We start from the raw sequence: 25,079 nt of genomic DNA, 5'->3' as shown, positions 1-25,079 counted from the left end.
TGTAACGCGGCAAATTACGCGGCCGCTCAGGGAGCGGGTGGAGCTAGGGCGGCAAGCAGGCGTTCATCCCCCGAACCGGTCAGCACGACCTGCACGAAACCCAGCTCCCGCGCGGTCTCGGCGATCCTGTGGTGGGAGACGACGATGCGTTGTCGTTGCAGTTTTACCACACGTTCCTCGCCCCCGGCTAGTCTTGCCAAGTGAAGCAAATTGCGCAAGGCCTCGGAACTGGTGATGACCCAATCGGCGCCGCCGTCCAACAAATCCAGCAGTTGCAGGCGGCCCGGGGCGTCCAGTTCGGGGGCCAGGCGGCGATAGGCGGTCACGTGCTCGACCTCGACACCTTGTTGTCGCAAAGCTTCACTGAGGAAATCACGACCGTCCTGGCCGCGCACGATCAGAGCGCGCTTGCCGCGCAATTGTTCCAATGGGAGAGACTTGAACAATTCCTCCGAATCCATCTTGTCGGCGCGCTGCGGACCGTAGATCGTCGCCTGGCTGCCCTCCACGCCATGCGCGCGCAAGGCCACCCGGCTGCCCTCGCCAACGATGCCGATGGACACCTGGCGCGGCCAGCCCTGCAGATGCGCAAAGGCGGCATCAATGGCATTGGGACTGACGAAGACCACCAGTGCAAATTCCTGCAGGCGTGCCAGTGTTGCCTTGAGTTCGGCCTCATCCTCGACCGGGCCGATGGCCAGCAGCGGGAATACCACGGCGCGCCGCCCGATCTGCTGCACGCGCTCGGCAAACCCGCTCGCCTGTTGCAGCGGCCGCGTCACGACCACCGGCAACGGCGCTGCGGTCTCAGGCAGAAGCGGCATCAGCCTGGGCCTTGCAGAGCGCGAGGATGGCGTCGGCGCCGCGCGACTTGAGCAGATCGGCCACTTGGACGCCCAGGGCTTCAGGAGCGTCCGGCGAACCCTCGGCCTCGGCGCAAGCCGCTTGTGTGCCGTCGGGGGTAGCGATCATGGCGCGCAGGTGCAGGCGCTCGCCCTCCAGCGTGGCATAGGCCGCCAGCGGAATCTGGCAGCTGGCGCCAAAGATGCGCGAGACCGACCGCTCGGCGGCCGAGACCACGGCGGCGGGCTCGTCATGCAGCGGGGCCAGCAGGCGCTTGATGTCCTCACGGCCCTCGGGGATCTCGATGGCCAGCGTGCCCTGGCCGGGCGAGGGCAGGCTTTGTTCGGGATCGAGGAAGGAGCGGATACGCGCCTTCAGGCCCAGGCGTTTCAGTCCGGCCACGGCGAGGATGATGGCGGCATAGTCGCCCCGGTCCAGCTTGGACAGGCGGGTATCAAGATTGCCGCGCAGCGGCTTGACCACCAGTTCCGGATAGCGCGCGGCGATCATGGCCTGGCGGCGCAGGCTGCTGGTGCCGACGATGGCGCCGTCCGGCAGGGCATCCAGCGAATCGTAGTCGTTGGAGACGAAGGCGTCGCGCGGATCTTCACGCTCCAGGATGGCGGCCAGCTCGAAGCCTTCGGGCAGGTCCATGGGCATGTCCTTCAAGCAGTGCACGGCGAGATCGGCACGGCCTTCGGCCATGGCCACTTCCAGTTCCTTGACGAAGAGGCCCTTGCCACCGACCTTGGAGAGCGCACGATCAAGAATCTGGTCGCCACGCGTGGTGGTTCCGAGAATATGGATGCTGCACTGCGGATATAATGCGGCCAGACGGTCCCGCACGTATTCGGCCTGCCACATGGCGAGGCGGCTTTCACGCGAGACGATGACGATGTTGGAAGGAGGAAATTCTTTCAAGACGGGCTTTCCGATTCAGTCGTGGCAGACGCGGCAGAGGAGACAGGGAAAGCAGGAGACCGGCGAATCCAGACTGAACAATTCGATTAAAAAACGCGATCAAGAGCGACCAGCTACACAGATCGATCATGGAGACCAAAGCGAGACGCACACCAAAAACGAGGCAAATTCTAGCACGCACACCTACGGCAATCCGATCCAGCAGCACGACTTTCTCCTCCGAAAACCGCAGCAACCGTTGATCATGGCGACTACAAATCCAACTAAACGCAGTGCCCGTTCCGTCACATCCACTCCCCGCGCCACCGCTGCCGCCAAGAGCAGCCCGGCCAGCAAACCCGCCGCCAAACCCTTGCGCAGCACCGACAAGGACGCGCCCCTGAAGGAAGACATCCGCCTGCTAGGCCGCCTCCTGGGCGAAGTCGTACGGGAACAGGAAGGCGATGAAGTCTTCGAGGTAGTGGAAACCATCCGCCAGACCGCCGTGCGTTTTCGCCGCGAATCCGATGCCAAGGCCGGTGCCGAGCTCGACAAGCTCTTGAAGAAACTGACCCGCGACCAGACCAATTCGGTGGTGCGGGCGTTTTCGTATTTCTCGCACCTGGCCAACATTGCCGAGGACCAGCACCACAACCGCCGCCGCCGCGCCCACCTGCTGGCCGGTTCCGAGGCGCAGCCGGGCAGCGTGGCTTATGCGCTCTCGCGCCTGGATGACGCGGGCGTCTCGGGCGCCCAGGTGCGCAGTTTCCTGAAGGAAGCACTGGTCTCGCCGGTGCTCACCGCCCACCCGACCGAAGTGCAGCGCAAGTCCATCCTGGATGCCGAGCGCGAGATCGCCCGCCTGGTGGCCGAACGCGACCTGCCCCTGACGCCGCGCGAGCTGCGCCACAATACCGAACTGCTGCGTGCGCGCATCGCCACCCTGTGGCAGACCCGCATGCTGCGCTATACCAAGCTGACGGTGGCCGACGAGATCGAGAACGCCCTCTCCTACTACCGCATCACCTTCCTGCGCGAACTGCCGGCGCTGTATGACGACATCGAAGCCGAGATCGACAGCCAGTTCCCCTCGCGCGCCAAGACCCGTCCTACCGAACTGCCGCCCTACCTGCAGATGGGCAGCTGGATCGGCGGCGACCGCGACGGCAATCCCAACGTCAACGCGGCCACCATGCAGCACGCGTTGAAGCGCCAGTCCACCACCATCTTCGATTACTACCTCGACGAGGTGCATACCCTGGGTGCCGAGATGTCCATCTCCACCCTGATGGTCGATGCCAGCCCGGAATTGCTGGCCCTGGCCGATGCCTCCCCGGACCACTCCGACCACCGCGCCGACGAGCCCTACCGCCGCGCGCTCATCGGCATCTATGCGCGCCTGGCAGCGACCGCCCGCTCGCTCGGCGTGGTCAACATCCTGCGCCAGGAAATCGGCAGCGCCGCACCCTACGCCAGCCCGGCCGAGTGCGTGGCCGAACTGGAGGTGCTGGTGGCGTCGCTACAGGCCCATCATGGCGCCGCGCTGGTCAAGCCGCGCCTGGCGGGATTAAAGCGTGCGGTCGAGATCTTCGGATTCCACCTGGCCACGCTGGACATGCGCCAGAGCTCCGACGTGCATGAACGCGTACTGGCCGAGCTGTTTGCCAAGGCCCAGGTCGAGGCCGATTACGCGGGCCTGACCGAAGAGCGCAAGATCGCTCTGCTGCTGGGTGAACTGTCGCGCCCTCGCCTGCTGTATTCGCCCTATCTCCAATATGCCGACGAAACCAATTCCGAGCTGACCATCCTGCGCGCGGCGCGCGAGATCCGCCGCCGCTATGGCGAGCGCGCCATCCGCAACTACATCATCTCGCACACCGAAACCCTGTCCGACCTGCTGGAAGTCCTGCTGCTGCAGAAGGAAACGGGGCTGCTGCACATCGAGGGCAACCAGTTGCACGAACTGGAGCTGATGGTCATTCCGCTCTTCGAGACCATTCCCGACCTGCGCTGCGCGGCCGAGATCATGCGCGGCTGGCTGACGCTGCCGCAGGTCAAGGGCCTGATTGCCAAGCATGGCAAGCTGCAGGAAGTGATGCTGGGCTATTCGGATTCGAACAAGGATGGCGGCTTCCTCACCTCCAACTGGGAGCTCTACAAGGCCGAGAACCAGCTGGTGGAACTGTTCAACGAAGCCGGCGTGAAGCTGCGCCTGTTCCATGGCCGTGGCGGCACCGTCGGCCGTGGCGGCGGCCCCAGCTACCAGGCCATCCTGGCGCAGCCGCCGGGCACGGTCAACGGCCAGATCCGCCTGACCGAACAAGGTGAAATCATCGCCTCCAAGTTCTCCAATCCGGAAATCGGCCGCCGCAACCTGGAACTGCTGGTGGCCGCGACGCTCGAGGCGAGCCTGATGCCGGCCGCCACCGACGGCAAGGAAGCCAGGAAGCTCGCCGAGTTCGAACGCGTGATGGAAGAACTCTCCGAACGCGCCTACCGCGCCTATCGCAACCTGGTCTACGAGACACCGGGCTTCACCGATTACTTCTTCGCGGCCACCCCGATTGCCGAGATCGCACAACTGAACATCGGCTCGCGCCCCGCCTCGCGCAAGGCGACCCAGCGCATCGAGGATCTGCGCGCGATTCCCTGGGGCTTCTCGTGGGGCCAGTGCCGCCTGCTCTTCCCCGGCTGGTATGGCTTTGGCAGCGCCGTGTCGGGCTGGCTGGACGACGCCGGCAACGCCAGGGAAACCGCCAGGCGCCTGGCCACGCTGCGCGCCATGTGCAAGGAATGGCCGTTCTTTGCGGCGCTGCTGTCGAACATGGACATGGTGCTCTCCAAGACAGACCTGGCCGTGGCCTCGCGCTATGCCGGGCTGGTGGCCGACCGCAAGCTGCGCACCACCATCTTCGGCCGCATTACCGGCGAGCATGAACGCACCAGCGCCATGCTCTCGGCCATCACCGGCAGCAAGGAACGCCTGTCGGGCAATCCGCTGCTGGCGCGCTCGATCAAGAACCGCTTTGCCTATCTCGATCCGCTGAACCACCTGCAGGTCGAGCTCATCAGGCGCCACCGCGCAACGGCGGCGGCCAAGCGCACGCCGGAAGAGCGCGTGCAGCGCGGTATCCACCTCACCATCAACGGGGTGGCGGCGGGCTTGCGCAACACCGGATGAGTCACGGCCACGTCAGGAACAAGGCTGAGTAGCACCAAGCGCTTGCTCTCTCAGATCCCCCCGCTGCGTCATGCACCGGGGGGATCTTTTTCGAGCAAGGCCTTCCCAGCTTTCCCCCTCCCCGCAGGCTCGGGACGAGACCACATCCACGCGGCCCCCACCGCCATGCCCAGTGCCGCCACGAGGATGATCCAGCGGCGATGATGGATGGTCAGGCCCATGATGATGAGGCAGAGCATCATGGTCAGCGAGGCGCTGAGCTTGGCGCGCATCGTCACGGCACGGCCATGGCGCCAGTTGTAGATCATCGGCCCGAACAGGCGATGCCCTTCCAGCCAGCGCTGCAGACGCGGCGAGCCCCGGCTGGCGGCCCAGGCTGACAGCAGGATGAACTCCGTCGTCGGCAGTCCGGGAATGAAGATGGCAATCACGCCAATGGCCAGGCTCGCATAAGCCAGCAGCAGCCAGGCCCACCGCACCAGCCTGCGCACACCGGCACTGCCCTCACCGGCCGCAAGCCTGGTCACGCTGCCATCCCCGCCGAAGGAACACGGCAGAACTGCCTGACATGGGACGATACCCGTGCAAAGGCATCACAAGCTCCCTCGATGACCTGCGCCTCCGCCGAGGCATCCAGCGCGACGGCATTGAGCTGGGCGACGAAACCGCGCCAGTTGGGCGCGCGCCCCTCCGGATGCGGTGCCAGATGGCGCGCACCATGGTTGCAGTGCAGACCCAGCCGGGCCGCCATCTTGTAGAGAAACGCCCCGCCCAGATTGGAACCTTCTTCGACATACAGCCAGCCGATTGCCGCTGGCAGGCTGAAGCTGCCCGCAGAGAACACCGGCGCCGGCAGGTCCGGCAGCGGCACTCCGACATCCTGCAGGTCGGCGATGACCTGCGCCAGGCGCGAGCGCTCCTTCAGATGGGGAAAGAGGCGGTTCAGCGTGGCGTCTTCAAACAGGGCCGCGACATCGCGATGGAAGGCATATTGCATCTGCAGGAAGCAGCCATAGCGTTGCGCCGAGCCGAACGGATCGAAGCGCATGATGTCCGCATCCAGCGCCTCATGGGCGCGGCTGGTGGCCTGTTTCAAGGAGACGGCGCGATCAGGATTCGGATACGCCGCAGCGTTGGTATCAGTGGGGGTAGAGGTGAAAGTGGTCATGTCCTTGGATCCCTGGAGAAAACAAACCGACGTGGACACTCCCGACTCGGACGAATACATTCTAAATGCAAATGATTATTAATTACATTGCCTTTGCAAAAACTTAACCCTAGAATGCCGAACTCATTCACGCAAGATGAATCAGCCAGCCACTTGTTCTAGTCCACCCGCCGGTACCGATGAAAACAGCGTCAGCGATTTGATGACCCATCACGCCGCCGATCCTGCCAACGCCGGCGGTACCCACAAGACTAGAAGAGGAAGCAGCAATGATTGCAGCAATCAAGCGGCGCGTGACAGCGCCGACCCCGGCACGTCCCACGCCCAAGCACCTGGCCATCGCCATCCAGCTGGCCCTGGCCGCACTGGCCATCAACCCCGCCCATGCCGAAGACGACACCCGCAGCGAAGGCAGCCTTCCGCCCGTCAGCGTGACGGCGGACAAGGCCAGCCGCGCCACCTCGCTGAGCGCGGAAGACCTGCAGCGCAACGGTGCCACCGACATGGCCAGCGTGATCCGCTACCAGCCGCTGGTGAGCGCTCCGTCGGCCCTCAGCGGTGCGGCCAACCTGTGGGATGGCAGCGGCACGTCGGGCTACAACATCCGTGGCGTGGAAGGCAACCGCATCGGCCTGGACGTGGACGGCATCGAGCTGCCCTCGGCCGTGCCCTTGCCGGACAGCCTCAAGGCCACCGGTGTGGGCATCGGCCGCGATTACATCGATCCTGAAATCTTCCGCAAGGTTGACATCATCTCCGGCACCACCTCATCGGGAGAGAACGGTGCCACCGGCCTGGGCGGACGCGTCTCGTTCCAGACCAAATCGCCGGACGACTACCTGAGCGGCGGCAAGACCAGCTATCTCGGTGCCAAACTCGGCTACACCTCGGCCGACCAGGCCTGGGCCGAAGCCCTGACCACGGCCCAGAAGATGGGCGACTGGAAACTGCTGGCCCTGTATTCCAATCGGGATGGCGCGCTTACCCAGTCCAAGGGCGTGAGCGATGGCAACCGGGACAACTGGCATTCGGATGCCATCCTCTTCAAGGCCTTCTACGAAGGGCTGGCTCACCACAAGCTGGGCGTGACGCTGGACTTCTATGACCGCACCGACGACCGCATTCTCGACGGCGCTACCTACAGCGCCTATCCGGCCGGCGCCACCCAATACTCCACGACGCGTCGCCATCGCATCCAGGTCGAGGATGAATACACCCCGGCGGCCGGCAGCATCGCCGCCTTCGACAAGCTGCGCATCCAGGCCTTCTATCAGGACAGCAAGAAGGAGGACTACACCATCGCCGCCAACTCGACCAACAGCTACACCCGCCGCATCGACACCTATCTGGCCACCACCAGCGCCGGTGTGGGCGCCGATGCCAGCAAGCGCATGGGCGCGCATGATCTGTTCTATGGTCTCTCGCTGAGCACCCTGGATGAACAGCGCCCGTGGACCGAGGCGCGCTATACCAATGCCACCGGCGCGCTGATGAGCGGCTATCCCTACACCAAGGACCGCATGGCGCCCACCCGTACCAACAAGCTGGTGGCCTACGTGCGCGACGACTGGCACCTGACCCCGCGCGCCACGCTGACCCCGGGCCTGCGTGCCGAGTACTGGCACACCCAGCCGGGCGACCTGAGCAATTACCTTTCCAACGTCGGCAGCGCCGCCAGCGAAATCAAGTCCGACCATACCGCCTTCCTGGCACCCAGCCTGCGCTTCGCCTATGCGCTCACGCCGACCTACGACTTCTTTGCGCAGTACAGCCGGGGCGTGCGCGTGGCCACCGCCGCCGAGAAGACGGGCACCTACGATTCATCCACCTACGCCAGCTCGGCCTTCCTCTATGCCATCCTGGGCAATCCCGATCTCAAGAACGAGACCAGCGATGCCTTCGAACTGGGTACCAAGGGTGAGCTGATCGATGGCCTGACGCTGAACACCTCGCTGTTCTACACCAAGTACAAGAACTTCATCGACTACCAGACCACCACCTACAGCGGTACCGCCCTGGCCTATCGCCTGCAGAACATCGCCAACGTCGATATCTATGGCGCCGAGGTCTCGGCCCAGCTGGACCTGGGCACCTATGCCGGCGCGCTGCGCGGCTACAGCCTGGGCAGCAGCGCCGGGGTCTCGGCCGGCCGCTCGCGCAACGATGCCGGGGCCAGCGGCTCGGTCAACTCGGTGGGACCGGCCAAGGGCACGCTGCGCGCAGCCTACGATGATGCAGCAGGCCGCTACGGCGGCAGCCTCATCATGACGGCAGTGAAATCCAAGCGTGCCAGCGCGGATGACGTGTCGGTTTATTCCACCAGTGGTGCTTACGTGAACGTGCCCGGTTATGCCTTGTTCGATCTCTCCACCTACTGGAAGCTGAGCACCAACGTCACCCTGCACGCCGGCATCTATAACCTGACCGACCGCAAGTACTGGGACTACGCCACCGTGCGCGGCCTGACCACCTCGCAATCCGTGCTGTTCCAGCGAGCTGCCCAACCCGGCCGCAACGCGGCCATCACCCTCAACATCGATCTCTGAAGCCGCGCTTGCCAGGATGCCGCTGTACAGTTGTCGCGGCGGCATCCTGGGCTTGTTCAGCGGAGAGACGCCCCGTCTCAAGTTCGGCCTTTACATGCCGATAACAGTTGGTTCAGTTGACATTTGACGAAGCAACAAGCTGTTGCGGGCGGCGCACAGGTGCAGACATGCGCCTGTGCCAGATCAGCTTTTTGCAGCGCAAAAATGATTCTTCCCTGCCGCGCGACGCTTCACTTTTGTAAAATGGAAGCTGAACTATTAAATACATCCAGCTGTCGTAATCGCTGAAGGATATTGCTTCAGCGACCATCTTCCCCAGGGGCGGGAAAGATTGGTAAACGTTGGCTGGGCATCGACTCGGGGAATCAAACATCATGCGACATTGGGCAAAACCGCTGGCCGCGTTCTGCATTGCAGCATCGCTGGCCCTGGCCGGTAGCTGGGCGCACGCCGCGTCCAATGCGGCGCCACTGGAGGCGAGCCGCGTCTCGCTCACCAGCGTCGACCAGAAGGGTGGCAAGGCCACCGCACTCTATGGCGTGTGGATCAAGGCGCGCAAGACCCTCAACAGCAAGGGCCCCTTCCCGACCGTGATCGCACTGCATGGCTGTGGCGGCCTCTACAGCATCGTCAAGGATGGCCGTGGCGAATTCACGCCGCGCCACCTGGCCATGGCGCGGGTACTCACCGACGCCGGCTACAACGTGCTGTTCCCCGACAGCTTCACCCCGCGCGGGCGCCGCTCGACCTGCCAGGACACGGTGGCCCAGCGCGAGGCCAGCGCCATGAACCGCCGCTTCGACGTCGAAGCCGCCATGCACTGGGTGACGGCGCAGCCGGACGTGGACGTCAAGCGCATCGCCCTGCTGGGCTGGTCGCATGGCGCCTCGACCCTCTTGGCCTCGATCAACCTGGCCGAGACCGACGTGGCCATCCGCAAGATCCAGCCGCGTGCAGCAGTGGCCTTCTATCCGGACTGCCGCCCCTACGCCAAGACCAGCGAGCCCTTCAAACCGGCCGCGCCCCTGCTGATCCTGATGGGCAAGAACGATGACTGGACCCCGCCCCAGGCTTGCGAAGCCATCGAGCAAAAGATGCAGGGCAGCGACACCGAGATCGCCCTGCGCCTGTATCCCGACACCTATCACGACTTCGACGCTCCCGGCCTGCCGGTGCACGTGCGCATGGACGTGGCCGGCGTGGGCAGCAAGCGCGGCGAAGGCGTCACCAGCGGCGGCAACCCGGATGCGCGCAGCCAGGCCTATCGCTCCATGCTCAACTTCCTGGATGCCAAGCTGAATTACTGAGCGATCCGACCGGACGGAAAAGTCCGGATTTTGGGAATTTTCTTCACCAAAAACAATGCCGGCCCCTTGCGGGAGCCGGCATTGTCGTTTTCTTTGCACCGTTTCTTCACATCGGCCGGAAACCGCCGTCCACTGGCGTTCTCCGGACGATGTCCGGCCTGGTCAGTCGAGCAGGTCTTGCATGCCCTCGCCCAGTTCTTCCAGCGGCGGCATCTCCTCGGTGAAGGTCTGCAGGGTCAGGCCCAGCTTGGCGGCCACCTCGGCCGGGAAGGTCGACTCCAGCTCGTCGGGGGAATACTTGTTTTCCTCGGCGCGGGCGCGCCAGGCGGCCACGTGGATGAGGGCGGCGAAGGGATCGTAAGTCCCCTGCAGCGGCTGCGGGAAGGCCTTGATGACCCGCGCGAACTCATCCGGGAAACGCCAGCGGCGCGCCAGTTCGGCGCCCACGTCGGCAAAGTCGTAGCCGAAGGAGGTGCGCTCCACATCCAGGCGCCGCGCATCCAGGGGCCCGGCCACCTTGTCCACCTCGAGCGCCTGCTCGGGCATGCCGGCATGCATCACCAGCTGGCCGATGGCATGCATCAGGCCCACCGTGAAGGCAAATTCGGAATTGAGCTTGACCTGCTTGGACAACCACTTGGCGATGATGGCCGTATCGAGGCTGTAGCGCCAGAACAGCTTCAGGTCCACGCCGGGCAGCTTCTTGAAGCTGCCGGCCATGCCGGTGCTGATCACCAGCGTGCGCACGGTCATGAAACCCAGCATCAGCACGGCATCATCAACGGTGCCGATGGTACGGGAGACATGGTAATAGGACGAATTGGCCAGGCGCAGGATCTTGGCGCTCAGCACCTGGTCGGCGGCCAGCTTCTTGGCGATCTGTTCAATCGAGACCGCTTCGTTGTTGAAACTTTCGATGACTTCCTGCACCACCTTGGGAATGCTCGGCAAGGCAGTTTGCTGCTGAAACAGTGCTTCCAATTTCATGCTTCTCTCCTGTAAGACGACCCCCAGACATCTCTTGAGCGCTTATCAGGACCACCCCCGTGGCATGTGCGGCCGGACGATGCCCCCACGACGCCGACTGGCCCCGGCATCATCCTGGCTGCGCCTTGGCTGGCAGCCCTCTCTTCTCCGGAAACCAGCAGAACTTCTCCCGGATCTGTCATCGCCCCTTGAGTATAACGTCAGCAAATGTCAGGAACCCACGTCTTTTTTGCAACGCAGGAGTACGGGTACAAAAACAACAAGCCGCACTGATGCCATGGCGAAACTCGTTGATTCGTTCCTCTTCTTGCTGCATGGGGGAAGCCGCAATCACCAGCGGCTGGGAATGGATGGAAAGAAGCTGGTGGAAGGATGCAAAAAAGCAGCGCCCCGGGCGCAGGGAAACGCGAAAAATCCGCGCCAGGCAGCATTTCCGGCTGCATTGCCGTGGCTTGGCGCAGTTGTGCTTGCTATAATCGCCCCTTCTCCGGAATTCCCTGATATGACAGACCAATTTGCTAAAAAGGGCGAAGCCTGGTCGGCTCGCTTTTCTGAACCCGTCTCCGATCTCGTCAAGCGCTATACCGCATCGGTGTTCTTCGACAACCGCATGGCCCAGGTCGACATCCAGGGCTCGCTGGCGCACGCCGAGATGCTGGCCCACCAGGGCATCATCAGCGCCGCCGACTACGCCGACATCCAGCGCGGCATGGCCCAGATCAAGGGCGAAATCGAGTCCGGCCAGTTCGAATGGCTGCTGGACCTGGAAGACGTTCACCTGAACATCGAGAAGCGCCTGACCGAACTGGTCGGTGACGCCGGCAAGCGCCTGCACACCGGCCGTTCGCGCAACGACCAGGTCGCCACCGACATCCGCCTGTACATGCGCGGCGCGGTGGACGACATCATCGGTCTGCTGCGCGAGCTGCGCGGCGCCCTGCTGGACCTGGCCGAGCAGCACGCCGACACCATCCTGCCGGGCTTCACCCACATGCAGGTGGCACAACCGATCACCTTCGGCCACCACGTGCTGGCCTATGTCGAAATGTTCGGCCGCGATGCCGAGCGCATGATCGATGCCCGCAAGCGCATCAACCGTCTGCCGCTGGGCGCGGCCGCCCTGGCCGGCACCACCTTCCCCATCGACCGCCTGCGCGTGGCCAAGACCCTGGGCTTCGACGACGTGTGCCGCAACTCGCTGGACGCCGTCTCGGACCGTGACTTCGCCATCGAATTCTGCGCCGCTGCCGCACTGGTGATGACGCACATCTCGCGCATGTCCGAAGAGCTGGTGATCTGGATGAGCCCGCGCGTGGGCTTCATCGACATCGCCGACCGCTTCTGCACCGGCTCGTCGATCATGCCGCAGAAGAAGAATCCGGACGTCCCCGAACTGGCGCGCGGCAAGACCGGCCGCGTCAACGGCCACCTGATCGCCCTGCTGACCCTGATGAAGGGCCAGCCCCTGGCCTACAACAAGGACAACCAGGAAGACAAGGAACCGCTGTTCGATACCGTCGACACGCTCACCGATACCCTGCGCATCTTCGCCGACATGGCCCGCGGCATCAGCGTCAAGCCGGAAGCCATGCGCGCGGCGGCCCTGCAAGGCTACGCCACCGCCACCGACCTGGCCGACTACCTGGTCAAGAAGGGCCTGCCCTTCCGCGACGCCCACGAAGCCGTCGCCCACGCCGTGCGTACCTGTGTGGACAAGGGTTGCGACCTGGCCGACCTGTCGCTGGATGACCTGCGCGCCTTCTCCAGCCTGATCGGTGAAGACGTGTTTGCCGTGCTGACCCTGGAAGGCTCGGTGGCCGCACGTGACCATATCGGCGGTACTGCACCCAACCAAGTGCGTGCAGCCATTGCGCAACTGCGCAAGGAACTGAACTAAGCAAGACCTGGCACCACCCTCGTCCGCTGGCCGGACGATGTTCGCATGCCGCTCTGGCGCGCCCTACCCGGGCGCGTTGCAGCGGGTTGTAAGCGCTGGCGCAGCCTGTCTTTGCAGGCGGCTGCGGCGGCTGTATCGAAAGAGACCGCAAAACGGTCTTCAGAGGATGGAGCACAAGTCCCGGCCATCCCGGGCGCCTTTTGCATCATCCTCGATGAAGGAATCGCCATGTGACGTTGCGCTGCCCTGGTCAGCGCGCCGTGATGCGGCCGGTTTCTACAATATCTAACTGAGGAGAGAACTCGATGCAATTCAATACCATGCTCAAGACCATTCCGGCCCTGCTGATCGGTGCCACCCTGTCTTCGGCCGCCCTGGCCGCCGACATCAAGCTGGGCGTCGCCGAAGCGCTGACCGGCCCGGCCGCCAAGTATGGCGTGGCCATCAAGAACGGCTTCACGCTGGCGTCCGAAGAAATCAATGCCAAGGGCGGCGTCAACGGCGACAAGCTGGCCCTGGTGATCGAAGACGAACAAGGCAAGAAGGAAGAAGCCATCAACGTCTTCAAGAAGCTGATCTTCCAGGACAAGGTGCTGGCCGTGTTCGGTCCCACCCTGTCGAACTCGGCCTTCGCTGCCGACCCGATCGCCAATGCCGCCAAGGTGGTGGTGTTCGGCACCAGCAACACCGCTGACGGCATCACGGCCATGGGCCCCTTCACCTTCCGCAATTCCGTGATGGAAGCCGACGTGCTGCCCGTCACCGTCAAGGCCGCCGTGAAGCACTTCGGCATCAAGAAGGTCGCCGTGATCTACGGTAACGACGACGCCTTCACCAAGTCCGGCTACGACGTCTTCAAGGCCACCCTGGAACAGCAGAAAATCCCCGTCACCACCACCGAGGCCTATGCCAAGGGCGACGTCGACTTCAAGGCCCAGCTGACCAAGATCAAGGCCGGCAACCCGGACGCCATCGTCTGCTCCTGCCTGGCTGAAGAAGCCGCCAACATCATCCTGCAGACCCGCGCGCTGGGCATGAAGCAGCCCTTCATCGGCGGCAATGGCCTGAACTCGCCCAAGCTGTTCGAGATCGCCAAGGATGCCGGCGACAACACCCTGATGGGCAGCCCCTGGTCGGCCGAGAACCAGACCCCGGCCAACAAGGCCTTCATCGCGGCCTACAAGGCCAAGTTCGGTTCCGACCCTGACCAGTTCGCCGCGCAAGCCTATGACGCCATGTACATCATGGCCGATGCGATCAAGAGCGTGAAGCTCTCCGGCAACCTGGCCAAGGACCGCGACGCCGTGCGCGCCGCGCTGCCGGCAGTCAAGATCGATGGTGCCACCGGCAAGTTCGCCTTCCGTGCAGCCCCGGCCGTAGCCGGCAAGCAGGTCGGCTTCGATGCCGACCAGGAAGCCATCGTCAACATCGCCAAGGGCGGCAAGTTCGTCCTGCTGAAGTAATCCGTACCGTCATCGGTACGATGCAGTCCGCCTGATGGCGGCACGCCCATCAAGGGGCGTGCCGCCACGGCTTTCCCCAGTGGTGCAGCCGCCGCAAGCCGCCTGCAGCATGGCTGGGAGGCGATATGAAGCAAATCGCCAGGCCGGAACGGGAGAACATCCACAACCCGCATCACGCGGGCGAGTTGAACCCGGTCCGACGACGCAACGAGGGATTGCCCCGCGCAAGCTGCACATTCGTGTCATTTTGCGAGCGCGGCGCATGGCGCCCCATCACCTATTGCAGGTTCCAATGTTAGAACAACAGCTCATCAATGCCCTCTCGCTGGGCAGCGTGTACGCGCTCTTCGCGCTCGGTTTCACGCTGGTCTTTGGCGTATTGGGCGTGATCAATCTTTCGCACGGCGCCATCTTCATGCTGGGCAGCTATGCCGCCCTGCTGCTGGTGGAGCAGATGGCCCTGCCCCTGTGGGTGGCGCTGCTGCTGGCCATGGTGGCCACGGGCCTCTTGGGCCTCATCATCGACGTGCTGGTCCTGAAGCCCTTGCGCCGCCGCAATGCGCCGCACCTGATCCCGATGATCGCCACCATTGGCGTGGCCATCATGATCACCAACATTTCGCAGGGCATCTTCGGTGCCGAGAACAAGCGCTTCCCCCAGGGCACCATCCCTGAAGAGAGCGTGAGCCTGGGCAACCTGCACATCAACGCCGTGCAGGTGGCGATCATCGTGATCGCCTTCGTGCTGATGGTGGTGCTGCTGGGCGTGATGCGCAAGACCCAGCTGGGCCGCGCGCTGCGCGCCATTGCCGAGTCGCCCAAGGCGGCTTACCTGCTGGGCATCAACGTCGAGGGCCTGTTCCTGCTGACCTCCTTTGCCGCAGCGGCCCTGGGTGGCGCTGCCGGCGTGCTGGTGGGCGTGTCCTTCAATGCGATCTCGCCCTTCATGGGCCAGCCGATGCTGCACAAGGGCATCGCCGTCATCATCCTGGGCGGCATGGGCGATATCCGTGGCGCGATGATCGGCGGCCTCTTCCTCGGCTTTGCCGAAGTGCTGACGGTGGCCTATATCTCGAGCGACTTCCGCGACGCGGTGGCCTTTGGCCTCCTGTTCCTGATCCTGCTGGTAAAACCCTCCGGCATGTTTGGCAAAGTGCTGGAAAGGAAGGCATAAGATGGGCTTCATGGATTGGTGGGATGGCTTCTGGGCCACCTACAACACCGTCATTTTCAGCATCGGCGTCAATGCCATGCTGGCACTCTCGATCTACGTCACGCTGTCCTGCGGTCTGCTGTCGCTGGCCAATGCGGCCTTCATGGGCATCGGCGCCTATACCGCGTCGCTGTTGACGATGCAGTTCGACATGCCCTTCCCCATCGCACTGGCCGCAGGCGGCGTGCTGCCCGCGCTGGTGGCGCTGGTGATCGGCATCCCCACGCTGCGCCTGTCGGGCGTGTATCTGGCCATGGCAACGCTGGGCTTTGGCGAAGTGGTGCGCGTGATCGTGCTGAACCTGGACATCACCGGTGGCCCCATGGGCCTGAACGGCGTGCCGCCGATCACCGAGTGGTGGCATATCGTGCTGCTCTTGGGCGTGACCATCTATGCGCTGGCGCGCCTGCGCCGTACCAAGATCGGCCGTGCCTTCGAGGCCATCAAGGAAGATGAAATCGCCGCGCGCCTGATGGGCGTGAACGTGGCCGGCTACAAGCTGCTGGCCTTCGTCATCGGTGCGGCCATCGCCGGCGTGGCCGGTGGCCTGAATGCACACTTCACCTTCACCATCGGCCCCAACAACTATGGCTTCGAGAATGCCGTGGACATCCTGACCATGGCCGTCTTCGGCGGCACCAGCAACCTGATCGGCCCGATGATCGGCTCGACCATTCTCTCGCTGCTGCCGGAAGTGCTGCGTCATTTCAAGGACTTCCGCCTGGCCATCAATGGCCTGATCCTGATCCTGGTGGTGCTGTACCTGCCCAAGGGCATCTGGGACCCGCGCCGCATCCGCGCCGTCCTGGGCCGCAACGCTGAGAAGAAGGTGAAGTAATGCTTTTACAACTGAACGACATCAGCAAGAACTTCGGCGGCCTGCAGGTGCTGCAGGGCGTGAACTTCAACGTCAGGGAAGGCGAGATCTTCGGCCTGATCGGCCCCAATGGTGCCGGCAAGACCACCGTCTTCAACCTCATCACGGGCCTGCTGCGCGCCTCTTCGGGCAGCATCCGCTTCAATGACGATGACATCGGCGCGGTCGCCCCGCACAAGATCACCGAGCGCGGCATTGCCCGCACCTTCCAGAACATCCGCGTGTTCAAGGAAATGACGCTGCTGGAAAACGTCGTGGTCGGCATGCACGATCACCTGAACTATGGTGTGGCGGGCATGCTCTTCAACCTCGGCGGTTTCCGCAAGGCCGAGAAAGAAGCCCGCGAACGCGCGCTGGAACTGCTGTCCTGGGTGCGTCTGGATCACAAGGCGCACATGCTGGCCGACAGTCTCTCCTATGGCGAGCAGCGCAAGCTGGAGTTCGCCCGCGCCCTGGCCACCAAGCCCAAGCTGTTGCTGCTGGACGAGCCGGTGGCCGGCATGAACCCGGCCGAGAAGACCGAGCTGATGAGCGAGATCGTCAACATCAAGCAGCGCGGATTCACCATCTTCATGATCGAGCATGACATGCGCTTCGTCATGGGCCTGTGCGAGCGCATCGCGGTGCTGAACTTCGGCAAGATCATCGCCGAGGGCACGCCGGACCAGATCAAGAACAACCAGGAAGTGATCGAGGCCTATCTCGGCAAGGAAGAAGCATGAGCGCCAGCGGCAACAAGCAACCCATCCTGCAGGTCGAGGACCTGGCGGTGGCCTATGGCCACATTGAAGCGGTCAAGGGCATCAGCCTGTCGCTGAACGAAGGCGAGATCACCGCGCTGGTCGGTGCCAATGGCGCCGGCAAGAGCACGTCGCTCTTGGCCATCTCCGGCCTGGTGAAGGCGCAGCGCGGGCGCGTGCTGCTCAATGGGCAGGACCTGCTGCAGATGTCGCCGCACCGCATCGTCGAATCCGGCGTGGTGCAGGTGGCCGAAGGCCGCGCCACCCTGACCACGCTGACCATCGAAGAAAACCTGGCCCTGGGCGCCTACACCCGCAAGGACAAGGACGGCGTGGCGCGTGACCTGGAGTGGGTGTATTCCCTCTTCCCGGTGCTGAAGAACCGTGCGACCGGGCTGGCGGGCAATCTCTCGGGTGGCGAGCAGCAGATGCTGGCCATTGGCCGCGCACTGATGGCCAAGCCCAAGGTGCTGTTGCTGGATGAGCCCTCGATGGGGCTGGCTCCGTTGATCATCCAGGAAATCTTCCGCATCGTGCAGGAGATCAACAAGACCGGCATGACCGTGCTGCTGGTGGAACAGAACGTGCGCCAGGCGCTGCGCATTGCGCAACGGGGCTATGTGCTGGAGACGGGCAAGATCGTGCTGGAGGATAGCGGAGCGAATCTGCTGGGCAATCCGAAGGTGGTGGAGGCTTATCTGGGGGGCTGATGCGCTTGATCTGTTGCATGTGGCGGGGCTGGAGAAAAAATAATAAAAATTTTCTCAATTAGGTGTTGACCATCAGCCTGATAGGCCTTAATATGCAGCCTCTTTCAAGCACAGCAAGTCACCGCTGATGCCAGAAGGCCCACGTGGCGGAATTGGTAGACGCGCATGGTTCAGGTCCATGTGCCGCGAGGTGTGGGGGTTCGAGTCCCTCCGTGGGCACCAGACATAAAAGGCCGGTTGATGAAAATCAACCGGCCTTTTGCGTTTCTTCGGTCAGAAAATAGTTTAATTTTTTGGTAGTTCTCTTCGAGAATTACTTCTCCAATTTGTTAGGTTTCAGGGGTCTTCTTCCCTCTTGGGCAGCAATTTTTTTATTAGTTTTCGGATTAGTTTTTCGGAATAGAAAAACTTAAAAAAATAAGTGACAACTTAAAAGTTTACCCTTAGAATGCAGCCTCTTTCAAGCAATGCAGTTTGAACGCATTTGCAGAAGGCCCACGTGGCGGAATTGGTAGACGCGCATGGTTCAGGTCCATGTACCGCGAGGTGTGGGGGTTCGAGTCCCTCCGTGGGCACCAAAACAAAAAAGGTCGGTTGATGAAAATCAACCGGCCTTTTGTGTTTTGGGGCGCACGAGCAAAGCGCCTGCGCGCTTTGCGGGAGGGACGAGAAAGTCCGGCCTTGCAAGGCCGGACGGGGTCGCGGGACGTGACCGAGTCCCTCCGTGGGCACCAAAATAGAAAAGGTCGATTGACGCAAGTCAGTCGACCTTTTGTGTTTTAGCTCGATAAAAAACGTCAGCCCTGTTTAAGGTAGGCTTAGGCTTCCTCGTCGTTATCGATCATCAGGGAGACCATGAAAACCACCCTCATCCTGCTGGCCACCGTCCTAAGCACGACCGCCCTGGGACAGTCCCACGCCGCCACACCCCGCAAGCCAGCCGGCTATATCGAGCAGCTAGAAATCATCCAGACCGCCGATGCCTTCGGTGGCGCAACACCGGCCGGCGCAGCGGGCCCCTACCAATTGATCTCGGGCATCGTGCACGGCAAGCTCAATGCGCGGCATCCCGACAACGCCAGCATCACCGATCTCGACAAGGCGCCCAGGGACGCCGATGGCTACATCTCCTACACGACCGACTTCGTGATCCTGCGCCCCAAGTCGGCCACGCAGGCGCGCCGCGTGCTCTTCTATGACGTGGCCAATCGTGGCCGCAAGCTGGCCGAGGAATTTTTCATCGGCAGCAAATCCTTGCGCAATGGCCCGGCCCCGGGCGAGAACTACCCTTCCCTGCTGCGCGCCGGCTACACCATCGTCTGGAGCGGCTGGCAGGGTGACCTGAAGCAATCAGGCGCGGCCATCGACGCAGCACTGGGCACACGGTTCCCGGTGGTCACGAACAAGGATGGTTCGGCCATTACCGGCTTGAGCCGCGAGGAATACATTCCCGATTTCCATCAGGGACACAACGCATTCAAACTCACCTACGCCCCCGCATCGTTGCGCGACAAGTCGCAAGTCAGCTTCACCGTGCGCCAGACCTGGCGCAATGCACAGGGCCAGCAGGACTACCAGGCGCCCTCTGCCGTCGTCACCGACTGGCATTACGAACCCAAGGCAGACGGTAGCGTGAACGTGGTCTTCACACCGCCCTCGGCGGTGCCGGGGCCCGATGGCGCAAGCGTGCCTGCCGACCAGGGCAGCATCTACAGCTTCGTCTATCCGGCGACCCATCCCAAGGTCATGGCCATCGGCTTTGCCGCTGTGCGCGACCTGGTGAGCTTCCTGCGCGATACGCCGGCCGATGCCAGGGGCACTGCCAATCCCCTCAACGACATGAAGGACGCTGCCTGCGTCAGCCAGAAGGCCTGCACTGCCCACGACAAGCGTAATTTTGACTTAACCATTGGTGAAGGTATTTCACAGTCGGGGCGGTTCATGCGCGACTTCCTCTACATGGGATTCAACAAGAATGCACAGGGAAACAAGGTCTTCGACGGAATGATGGCGATCATCCCTGGTGGACGCCGCGCCTGGATCAATGAACGCTTTTCGCAACCCGGCCGCTGGTCCAAGGGCCACGAAGAACACTGGATGCCGGGCGACCAGTTCCCCTTCGCGTACAACGTCATGAAAGATCCGGTCAGTGGCGTGACCGATGGCTTGCTCAAGCAATGCAGCGCCAGCGCGACCTGCCCGAAGATCATGCAGATCGATGGCAGCTTTGAATGGTGGGGAGGCCGTGGTGCGCTGGTGGTCACCGATGGCAAGGGCAAGGATCTGGTCTTGCCGGACAACGTGCGCTACTACCTGATCTCCGGCACCCAGCACGCAGGCGGCCCCGGCATCAGGAATGGCGTGGTGAAGCAGAACGGCAAGGACAGCATGTGCCAGTTCCCGGCCAGCCCCGTGACGCAAGCGCCGGTGCTGCGCGCCATGATTCCCGCGATGGAAAACTGGCTGGCAAAAGACCAGTTGCCGCCACCCTCGCGCTACCCGACGGTGGCCAGCGGCACGGCGGTCGCGCCAGAGCAGGCCTCGGTCGGTTTCCCTGCACTGGACAATGTGCTGGTACCACTGGCCGATTCCGCAGGGACGGTGACGCCAACCGCACTGCAGTTGGCCTACAGCGGCATCCACAATCCGCTGACCGTCACCGACTATCGCAACGCCATCCCGGTGGCAGATGTCACGCGGCCCTACCGCATCCTGGTGCCCAAGGTCGATGCCGATGGCAATGAGCTGGGCGGCATCGCCCAGCCGGAAGTGGCGGTCCCCCTGGCGACCTACACGGGATGGAACCTGCGCGCCGCCGGCCATGCGAGAGGGGAAACCTGCTCTTCGCTGGGCAGTGCCATTCCCTTCGCCGTGAGCGGTGCGAGCAAGAGCAGCAGTGATCCCCGGCCTGCACTCGACCAGCGCTACCATGGTCGGGCGGACTATGCCGCGCAGGTCAAGGCCGCTGGCGACAAGTTGGTGCAGGAAGGGTATCTGCTGCCATTGGATGCCGAACACATCTTTGCGGCACATGCGCGGCAGGTGTCGCCGCAATTGATCCCGCAACCCTGAGTGATGTTGCCAGGTCCATGGGTGCAGGCCGGCCCATGGATCACCTACCTTCGTAGTAGGCCTTAATACCCCAGACCGCGATCAACACTATTCAGGACAGCCTCCCCACTGCGCACCCGCTGCAGATTATCCAGAATCTGCCCGACGATCACCTCCGGCTGCGCACTCGACGCCATATGCGGCGTGACCACCACGCGCGGGTGTGCCCATAGGGCATTCGATGTCGGTAGCGGTTCCTGCGCAAACACATCCAGCACGGCTCCGCGCAAATGCTGCCGGTCCAGCGCTTCCAGCAAATCCTCCTCCACCAGATGCTCGCCCCGGCCACAATGCACCAGCGCTGCGCCAGGCTTCATCGCCGCAAATACTTTGCGGCCGAGCAGCTTGCGAGTGGCGTCCGTCAGCGGCAACAGGCAAACCACGATATCGGCCGCCTGCAGGAATATGTCGAGCGTATCGTCACCGGCATAAGTGCTTACGCCATCGATGTGGTGTGCGGAACGCGACCAGCCACTGACCGCAAAGCCCTGATCGCGCAGCACCCGGGCCAGATGGCTACCCAGCGCACCCAGCCCCATCAGGCCCACATGGGTCTGATGCGCGGGCTTTTGCACCGGGATCTTCCACACGCGCTGCACCTGCTGCTGCAGCGCCTGGTCCAGCGCACGGTGGTAATACAGCACGGCCCACAGCACGTATTCGGCCATGCCTGCGGCCAGCCCGGGATCGACGATACGGCAGACAGGGACTGCAGGATGGGCCTGCGCCGGGCCAAGTACATGATCGACACCCGCCGCAATCGAACAAATCAGACGCAGATTGGGCAAGCGCTCGATGACTGCAGGAGGTGGATACCAGGCAGCAATGGCTTCGACCTCGGTTGGGTCGGGTAGGTCCGGCCATAGCCGCACCTGCAGCTCAGGCATGCGACGCGAGGCTTGCTCACGAAAGACCGCGTGCAGATCGCTCAGATCATCGGTAGCGCTACAAAGCAGCAAGGTAGGCATACAACGGCTCCTCAGTCTCGGTAAGAAGGATCGATCCGGTCCAGGCGGCGCAGCCAGGCTTGCCAGAGGATCTGGCGCTCATGCTCGACGCCTTGCAGCTGTTCGCAGGCATGCTGGCTGAGATGCGCGGGGATTTCAGTGACAGGACCGGCGACGGCCGCCATCTGCGCCGCGGCGATCTGAATCTCGCAGGCGCGGTTAAGGTAAAACATGACGTAAAACGCGTCCGCCACCGTGGCACCTACCGACAACAAACCATGATGGCGCAGCAGCAAGGCAATGTTGTTGCCCAGCGATTGCTGAATGCGTACGCGCTCCTCCAGATTGAAGGCGACGCCTTCGTAGGCATGCACGCCCACGCGCTGGTAGAACTCGGTGCTGATCTGATTGAGCTGCAACAGCCCCTGCTCGCAGGCCGCCACCGCCATGCCGGCCAGCGTGTGGGTGTGCAGGACGCAGTGGGCATCCTCACGAGCCATGTGCACGGCGCTATGGATGGTGAAACCGGCGACGTTGTAGTCGGCGCTGCCGGAGACCACGCGCCCGTGCAGGTCGACCACCAGCAAATCGCTGGCGCGCACTTCGTCGAACATCATTCCGAAGGGATTGATCAGGAAACGATCGTCCTCCGGTGCGGCATTGGCCGCACGCGGCAGCCGTACCGAGAAGTGCGTGTAGAGCGTGTCGTCCCAGCCGAACAGCGCGGCCAGTCGGTATGCTGCGGCGAGGTCGCGGCGCAGGCTGAGTTCGTCAGAAGTCATCGTCATCTCAAGCGTCCAATCCCATGAAGCGGCGCACGCGCAGGGTCGCGGCGTCGGAGGTCGTTGCCTGGCGGATGTGCTGGGGCGAGGCATCCAGCTGGACAAGGCCGTTTTCCATGAACAGCACGCGGTCCGAGATCGTCAGCGCAAAGTCCATTTCATGCGTGACGATCACCATCGTCATGCCCTCTTGGGCCAGATCCTGGATCACCTTCAAGACCTCGCCGACCAGTTCGGGGTCCAGCGCCGAGGTGGGTTCGTCAAACAGCATCACATCGGGCGACATGGCCAGTGCGCGGGCAATCGCCACCCGCTGCTGCTGCCCGCCCGAGAGCTGGTGCGGGTATTTGTGCTGGTGCGCCAGCAGGCCAACCTTGTCCAGCAGTTGCAGGGCTTGGGTCTTGCGCAGCACCGCATCGGCCGGCTGGTGATGATAGCGCGGCGCCAGCAACACGTTTTCCAGTACGCTCAGATGCGGGAACAGGTTGAAGCTCTGGAACACCATGCCGATGCGGCCGATGCCATTGCGTACCAGGCTGCTGTCGAGCGAGGCATGGGCGCTGATATAGCCTTCGCCGAAGAGGATGATCTCGCCCTGGTCGATCTTCTCCAGCGCATTGATGGTACGGATCAGCGAGGTCTTGCCGGAGCCCGATGGACCGATGATGGAAATCACCTCGCCCGTGCGTACGCTCAGGTTCACGCCTTTGAGCACCTGATGCGCGCCATAGGCTTTGTGGATGTTGACCAGCTCCAATGCGCTCGGCTGGCCTGGCGCCTGCGTCACTGCTGGCGCGGCCGGCGGCCTACCGAGCTGCTTGCGCAAGGCGCTGCAGTCGGCTTCGCTGAGCGTGGCGGGATGGCGCTTCTGCAGATCCAGCCTGCGTTCGAGCCAACCCAGCAGCGTGCTGAACAGGGTGACCAGCAACACGTAATACACGGCCACCCCGAGCAGGGTTTCCATCACCAGGAAATTCTGCGAATACAGCCGCAGGCCCGTCATCAGCAACTCGGGCAGGGAGATCACCGACACCAGCGAGGTCAGCTTGATGATGGTGACGTATTCGTTGATGAGCGTGGGCAAGGCGATCCGGAATGCTTGCGGGATGACGATCAGCCGCATCGTGCCAAACAGGCTGAAGGCCAGCGCACGCCCGGCTTCGCGCTGACCGCGGGCGACCGACTGCAGGCCGCTGCGGTGGATTTCAGCCATGTAGGCGGCTTCGGTGAGCACCATGGCGACCAGGCCGGCAAAGAAGGGATCGCCAACGATGCTGCGGCTCATCGGGAAGATCTGCGGCAGGTTGAACACCACCACCACCACGACCAGCAGCGGCAGGCTGCGGAAGAGCCAGATATAAAGCCCTGCCGCCCAGCTGACCCAGCGCGTGCCGGAGGTGCGGGCACAGGCCAGCAAAAAGCCCAGCACCATCCCCAGCACCCAGACCAGCGAGCCAAGCTCGACCACCGTGAGGCACGCGCGCCAGAAGATCCCCATCGAAAACAAGGACCAGAAATACGACCAATCTAATGCCATGCGAGGGCTCCCGGAGGGTCAAGCTGGAAATTACTTGGCGGCCACAGGCTCAAGATCGTACTTCTTGATCAGGGCTGCATAGTCGCCGCTGGCCTGGCTTGCCGCCAGCGCCTTTTGCAATGCCTGGTACAGGCCGGTATTACCCTTCTTCACGTAGATGCCGAGCGTCTGCGGATACACCAGGGCGGGCGAGCTGATCACGATACGGCCCTTGCTGCGTTCGGCCAGCATCTTGGCGGCACCGGCGATTTCCATCTGCGCCTGGATGTTTTTCGACAGCAGGGCTTGCGAGACTTCAGGTGCAGTCGGGAACTCGCTCACGGCCACTGCTGGCTTGCCATGGGGAGCACAGTAGTCGCTGGACAGCTTCTTCAATGCGTTGACCCAGCTGGTCCCGGCCTGCAGGCCGACCTTCAGGCCGCACAGATCGTTTTCGGTCTGCGGCATCACACCGCCGTCCTTGGCTACCATGATGGCTGCGCCAGTACGGCCATAGGCGATGGCATCGGCCTGGGCCGTGCGCTCGGGGGTGATGTACATGCCGGAAATGACGGCATCGAACTGTCCACCACCCAGACCCAGAATCAGGCTGGGGAACTTGGTATCGACAAAGGCAGGCTTGACCTTCATCACCTTGCCCAGCATCTCGGCGAACTCGGGATCAAAACCAACCACCTTGTCGCCTTGCCAGGATTCGAACGGCGGATAGGTGATCTCCATGCCGACCTTGAGCTGGCCGGGAACCATGGTTTGGGAGAACGCCGCCAGGGGCAGCAAGGCCGACAAGGCGAAGGTGAACAGACTGCGCTTGAAGGAAACGGAACGGAGGGTGGTGGTCATGGCGCTGGACTCCTGGAGTGAGCGGGGCTG

Annotated in this window: 19 protein-coding genes and 2 tRNA genes; 12 read left to right on the top strand and 9 right to left on the bottom strand. The window is 63.0% G+C overall.

Annotation, left to right across the window (positions count from 1 at the left end; translation table 11 throughout):
* Positions 1 to 26 precede the first annotated feature (26 nt).
* Both ACVC5H_RS10790 and hemC read right to left on the bottom strand, forming a co-directional pair.
* The gene (locus ACVC5H_RS10790; protein ID WP_489622289.1) at positions 27 to 824 is read right to left on the bottom strand and encodes a uroporphyrinogen-III synthase; all 798 of its coding nucleotides are present in this window, start codon (positions 822 to 824) and stop codon (positions 27 to 29) included.
* The gene (gene hemC, locus ACVC5H_RS10785; RefSeq protein WP_489622288.1) at positions 808 to 1,764 is read right to left on the bottom strand and encodes a hydroxymethylbilane synthase; all 957 of its coding nucleotides are present in this window, start codon (positions 1,762 to 1,764) and stop codon (positions 808 to 810) included. Before hemC ends, ACVC5H_RS10790 begins: the two co-directional genes overlap by 17 nt.
* Before the next feature lie 244 nt (positions 1,765 to 2,008).
* Between hemC and ppc the strand changes: the two genes are divergently transcribed.
* On the top strand, positions 2,009 to 4,924 hold the full coding sequence (ppc, locus tag ACVC5H_RS10780; RefSeq protein ID WP_489622287.1) for a phosphoenolpyruvate carboxylase: 2,916 nt from the start codon (positions 2,009 to 2,011) through the stop codon (positions 4,922 to 4,924).
* A 68-nt stretch (positions 4,925 to 4,992) separates the two neighbouring features.
* On the opposite strand, the gene ACVC5H_RS10775 is transcribed toward ppc, so the two are convergent.
* Positions 4,993 to 5,451 (bottom strand): YbaN family protein, encoded by a 459-nt coding sequence (locus ACVC5H_RS10775; protein WP_489622286.1) that lies wholly within the window; start codon positions 5,449 to 5,451, stop codon positions 4,993 to 4,995.
* On the bottom strand, positions 5,448 to 6,092 hold the full coding sequence (locus ACVC5H_RS10770) for a biliverdin-producing heme oxygenase (RefSeq protein ID WP_489622285.1): 645 nt from the start codon (positions 6,090 to 6,092) through the stop codon (positions 5,448 to 5,450). The genes ACVC5H_RS10775 and ACVC5H_RS10770 overlap by 4 nt, the downstream gene beginning before the upstream one ends.
* Before the next feature lie 269 nt (positions 6,093 to 6,361).
* On the opposite strand from ACVC5H_RS10770, the gene ACVC5H_RS10765 reads away from it, so the two are divergent.
* Both ACVC5H_RS10765 and ACVC5H_RS10760 read left to right on the top strand, forming a co-directional pair.
* Positions 6,362 to 8,638 (top strand): TonB-dependent receptor domain-containing protein, encoded by a 2,277-nt coding sequence (locus tag ACVC5H_RS10765; RefSeq protein ID WP_489622284.1) that lies wholly within the window; start codon positions 6,362 to 6,364, stop codon positions 8,636 to 8,638.
* Positions 8,639 to 9,012: 374 nt separating this feature from the next.
* Positions 9,013 to 9,945, top strand: coding sequence for a dienelactone hydrolase family protein (locus ACVC5H_RS10760; RefSeq protein ID WP_489622283.1), 933 nt, complete (start codon positions 9,013 to 9,015; stop codon positions 9,943 to 9,945).
* Positions 9,946 to 10,107: 162 nt separating this feature from the next.
* On the opposite strand, the gene ACVC5H_RS10755 is transcribed toward ACVC5H_RS10760, so the two are convergent.
* A complete protein-coding gene (locus tag ACVC5H_RS10755; protein WP_489622282.1) occupies positions 10,108 to 10,932 on the bottom strand; it encodes an HDOD domain-containing protein in 825 nt (274 codons plus the stop codon).
* Between the two features lie 502 nt (positions 10,933 to 11,434).
* Between ACVC5H_RS10755 and argH the strand changes: the two genes are divergently transcribed.
* From argH to ACVC5H_RS10710, 9 genes are all read left to right on the top strand, one after another.
* The gene (gene argH, locus ACVC5H_RS10750) at positions 11,435 to 12,829 is read left to right on the top strand and encodes an argininosuccinate lyase (RefSeq protein ID WP_489622281.1); all 1,395 of its coding nucleotides are present in this window, start codon (positions 11,435 to 11,437) and stop codon (positions 12,827 to 12,829) included.
* A 305-nt stretch (positions 12,830 to 13,134) separates the two neighbouring features.
* Positions 13,135 to 14,292, top strand: coding sequence for an ABC transporter substrate-binding protein (locus tag ACVC5H_RS10745; protein ID WP_034335504.1), 1,158 nt, complete (start codon positions 13,135 to 13,137; stop codon positions 14,290 to 14,292).
* 292 nt (positions 14,293 to 14,584) lie between these two features.
* The gene (locus ACVC5H_RS10740; protein ID WP_489622280.1) at positions 14,585 to 15,466 is read left to right on the top strand and encodes a branched-chain amino acid ABC transporter permease; all 882 of its coding nucleotides are present in this window, start codon (positions 14,585 to 14,587) and stop codon (positions 15,464 to 15,466) included.
* A gap of 1 nt (position 15,467) precedes the next feature.
* Positions 15,468 to 16,343, top strand: coding sequence for a branched-chain amino acid ABC transporter permease (locus tag ACVC5H_RS10735; protein ID WP_489622279.1), 876 nt, complete (start codon positions 15,468 to 15,470; stop codon positions 16,341 to 16,343).
* A complete protein-coding gene (locus ACVC5H_RS10730) occupies positions 16,343 to 17,104 on the top strand; it encodes an ABC transporter ATP-binding protein (protein WP_489622278.1) in 762 nt (253 codons plus the stop codon). The genes ACVC5H_RS10735 and ACVC5H_RS10730 overlap by 1 nt, the downstream gene beginning before the upstream one ends.
* A complete protein-coding gene (locus ACVC5H_RS10725) occupies positions 17,101 to 17,832 on the top strand; it encodes an ABC transporter ATP-binding protein (protein ID WP_489622277.1) in 732 nt (243 codons plus the stop codon). The genes ACVC5H_RS10730 and ACVC5H_RS10725 overlap by 4 nt, the downstream gene beginning before the upstream one ends.
* 137 nt (positions 17,833 to 17,969) lie before the next feature.
* A tRNA-Leu gene (locus ACVC5H_RS10720) sits at positions 17,970 to 18,054 on the top strand.
* 271 nt (positions 18,055 to 18,325) lie between these two features.
* Positions 18,326 to 18,410, top strand: a tRNA-Leu gene (locus ACVC5H_RS10715).
* Positions 18,411 to 18,687: 277 nt separating this feature from the next.
* Positions 18,688 to 20,904 (top strand): alpha/beta hydrolase domain-containing protein, encoded by a 2,217-nt coding sequence (locus ACVC5H_RS10710; RefSeq protein WP_489622276.1) that lies wholly within the window; start codon positions 18,688 to 18,690, stop codon positions 20,902 to 20,904.
* A 62-nt stretch (positions 20,905 to 20,966) separates the two neighbouring features.
* Here ACVC5H_RS10710 and ACVC5H_RS10705 read toward each other — a convergent pair whose 3' ends face one another.
* The 4 genes from ACVC5H_RS10705 to ACVC5H_RS10690 are packed head-to-tail and all read right to left on the bottom strand — an operon-like array spanning position 20,967 to position 25,049.
* Positions 20,967 to 21,911: a 2-hydroxyacid dehydrogenase gene (locus ACVC5H_RS10705; RefSeq protein WP_489622275.1), complete on the bottom strand. Its 945-nt coding sequence runs from the start codon at positions 21,909 to 21,911 to the stop codon at positions 20,967 to 20,969.
* A gap of 11 nt (positions 21,912 to 21,922) precedes the next feature.
* The gene (locus ACVC5H_RS10700) at positions 21,923 to 22,678 is read right to left on the bottom strand and encodes a class II aldolase/adducin family protein (RefSeq protein ID WP_489622274.1); all 756 of its coding nucleotides are present in this window, start codon (positions 22,676 to 22,678) and stop codon (positions 21,923 to 21,925) included.
* A gap of 1 nt (position 22,679) precedes the next feature.
* On the bottom strand, positions 22,680 to 24,209 hold the full coding sequence (locus tag ACVC5H_RS10695; RefSeq protein ID WP_489622273.1) for an amino acid ABC transporter permease/ATP-binding protein: 1,530 nt from the start codon (positions 24,207 to 24,209) through the stop codon (positions 22,680 to 22,682).
* Between the two features lie 30 nt (positions 24,210 to 24,239).
* Positions 24,240 to 25,049: a transporter substrate-binding domain-containing protein gene (locus ACVC5H_RS10690; protein ID WP_489622272.1), complete on the bottom strand. Its 810-nt coding sequence runs from the start codon at positions 25,047 to 25,049 to the stop codon at positions 24,240 to 24,242.
* Positions 25,050 to 25,079: the final 30 nt, after the last annotated feature.

This window comes from Herbaspirillum sp. Her3 (assembly GCF_057961275.1).
Note: the sequence above shows the minus strand (reverse complement) of the source record. Positions and strands in the feature narration are given on the sequence as shown.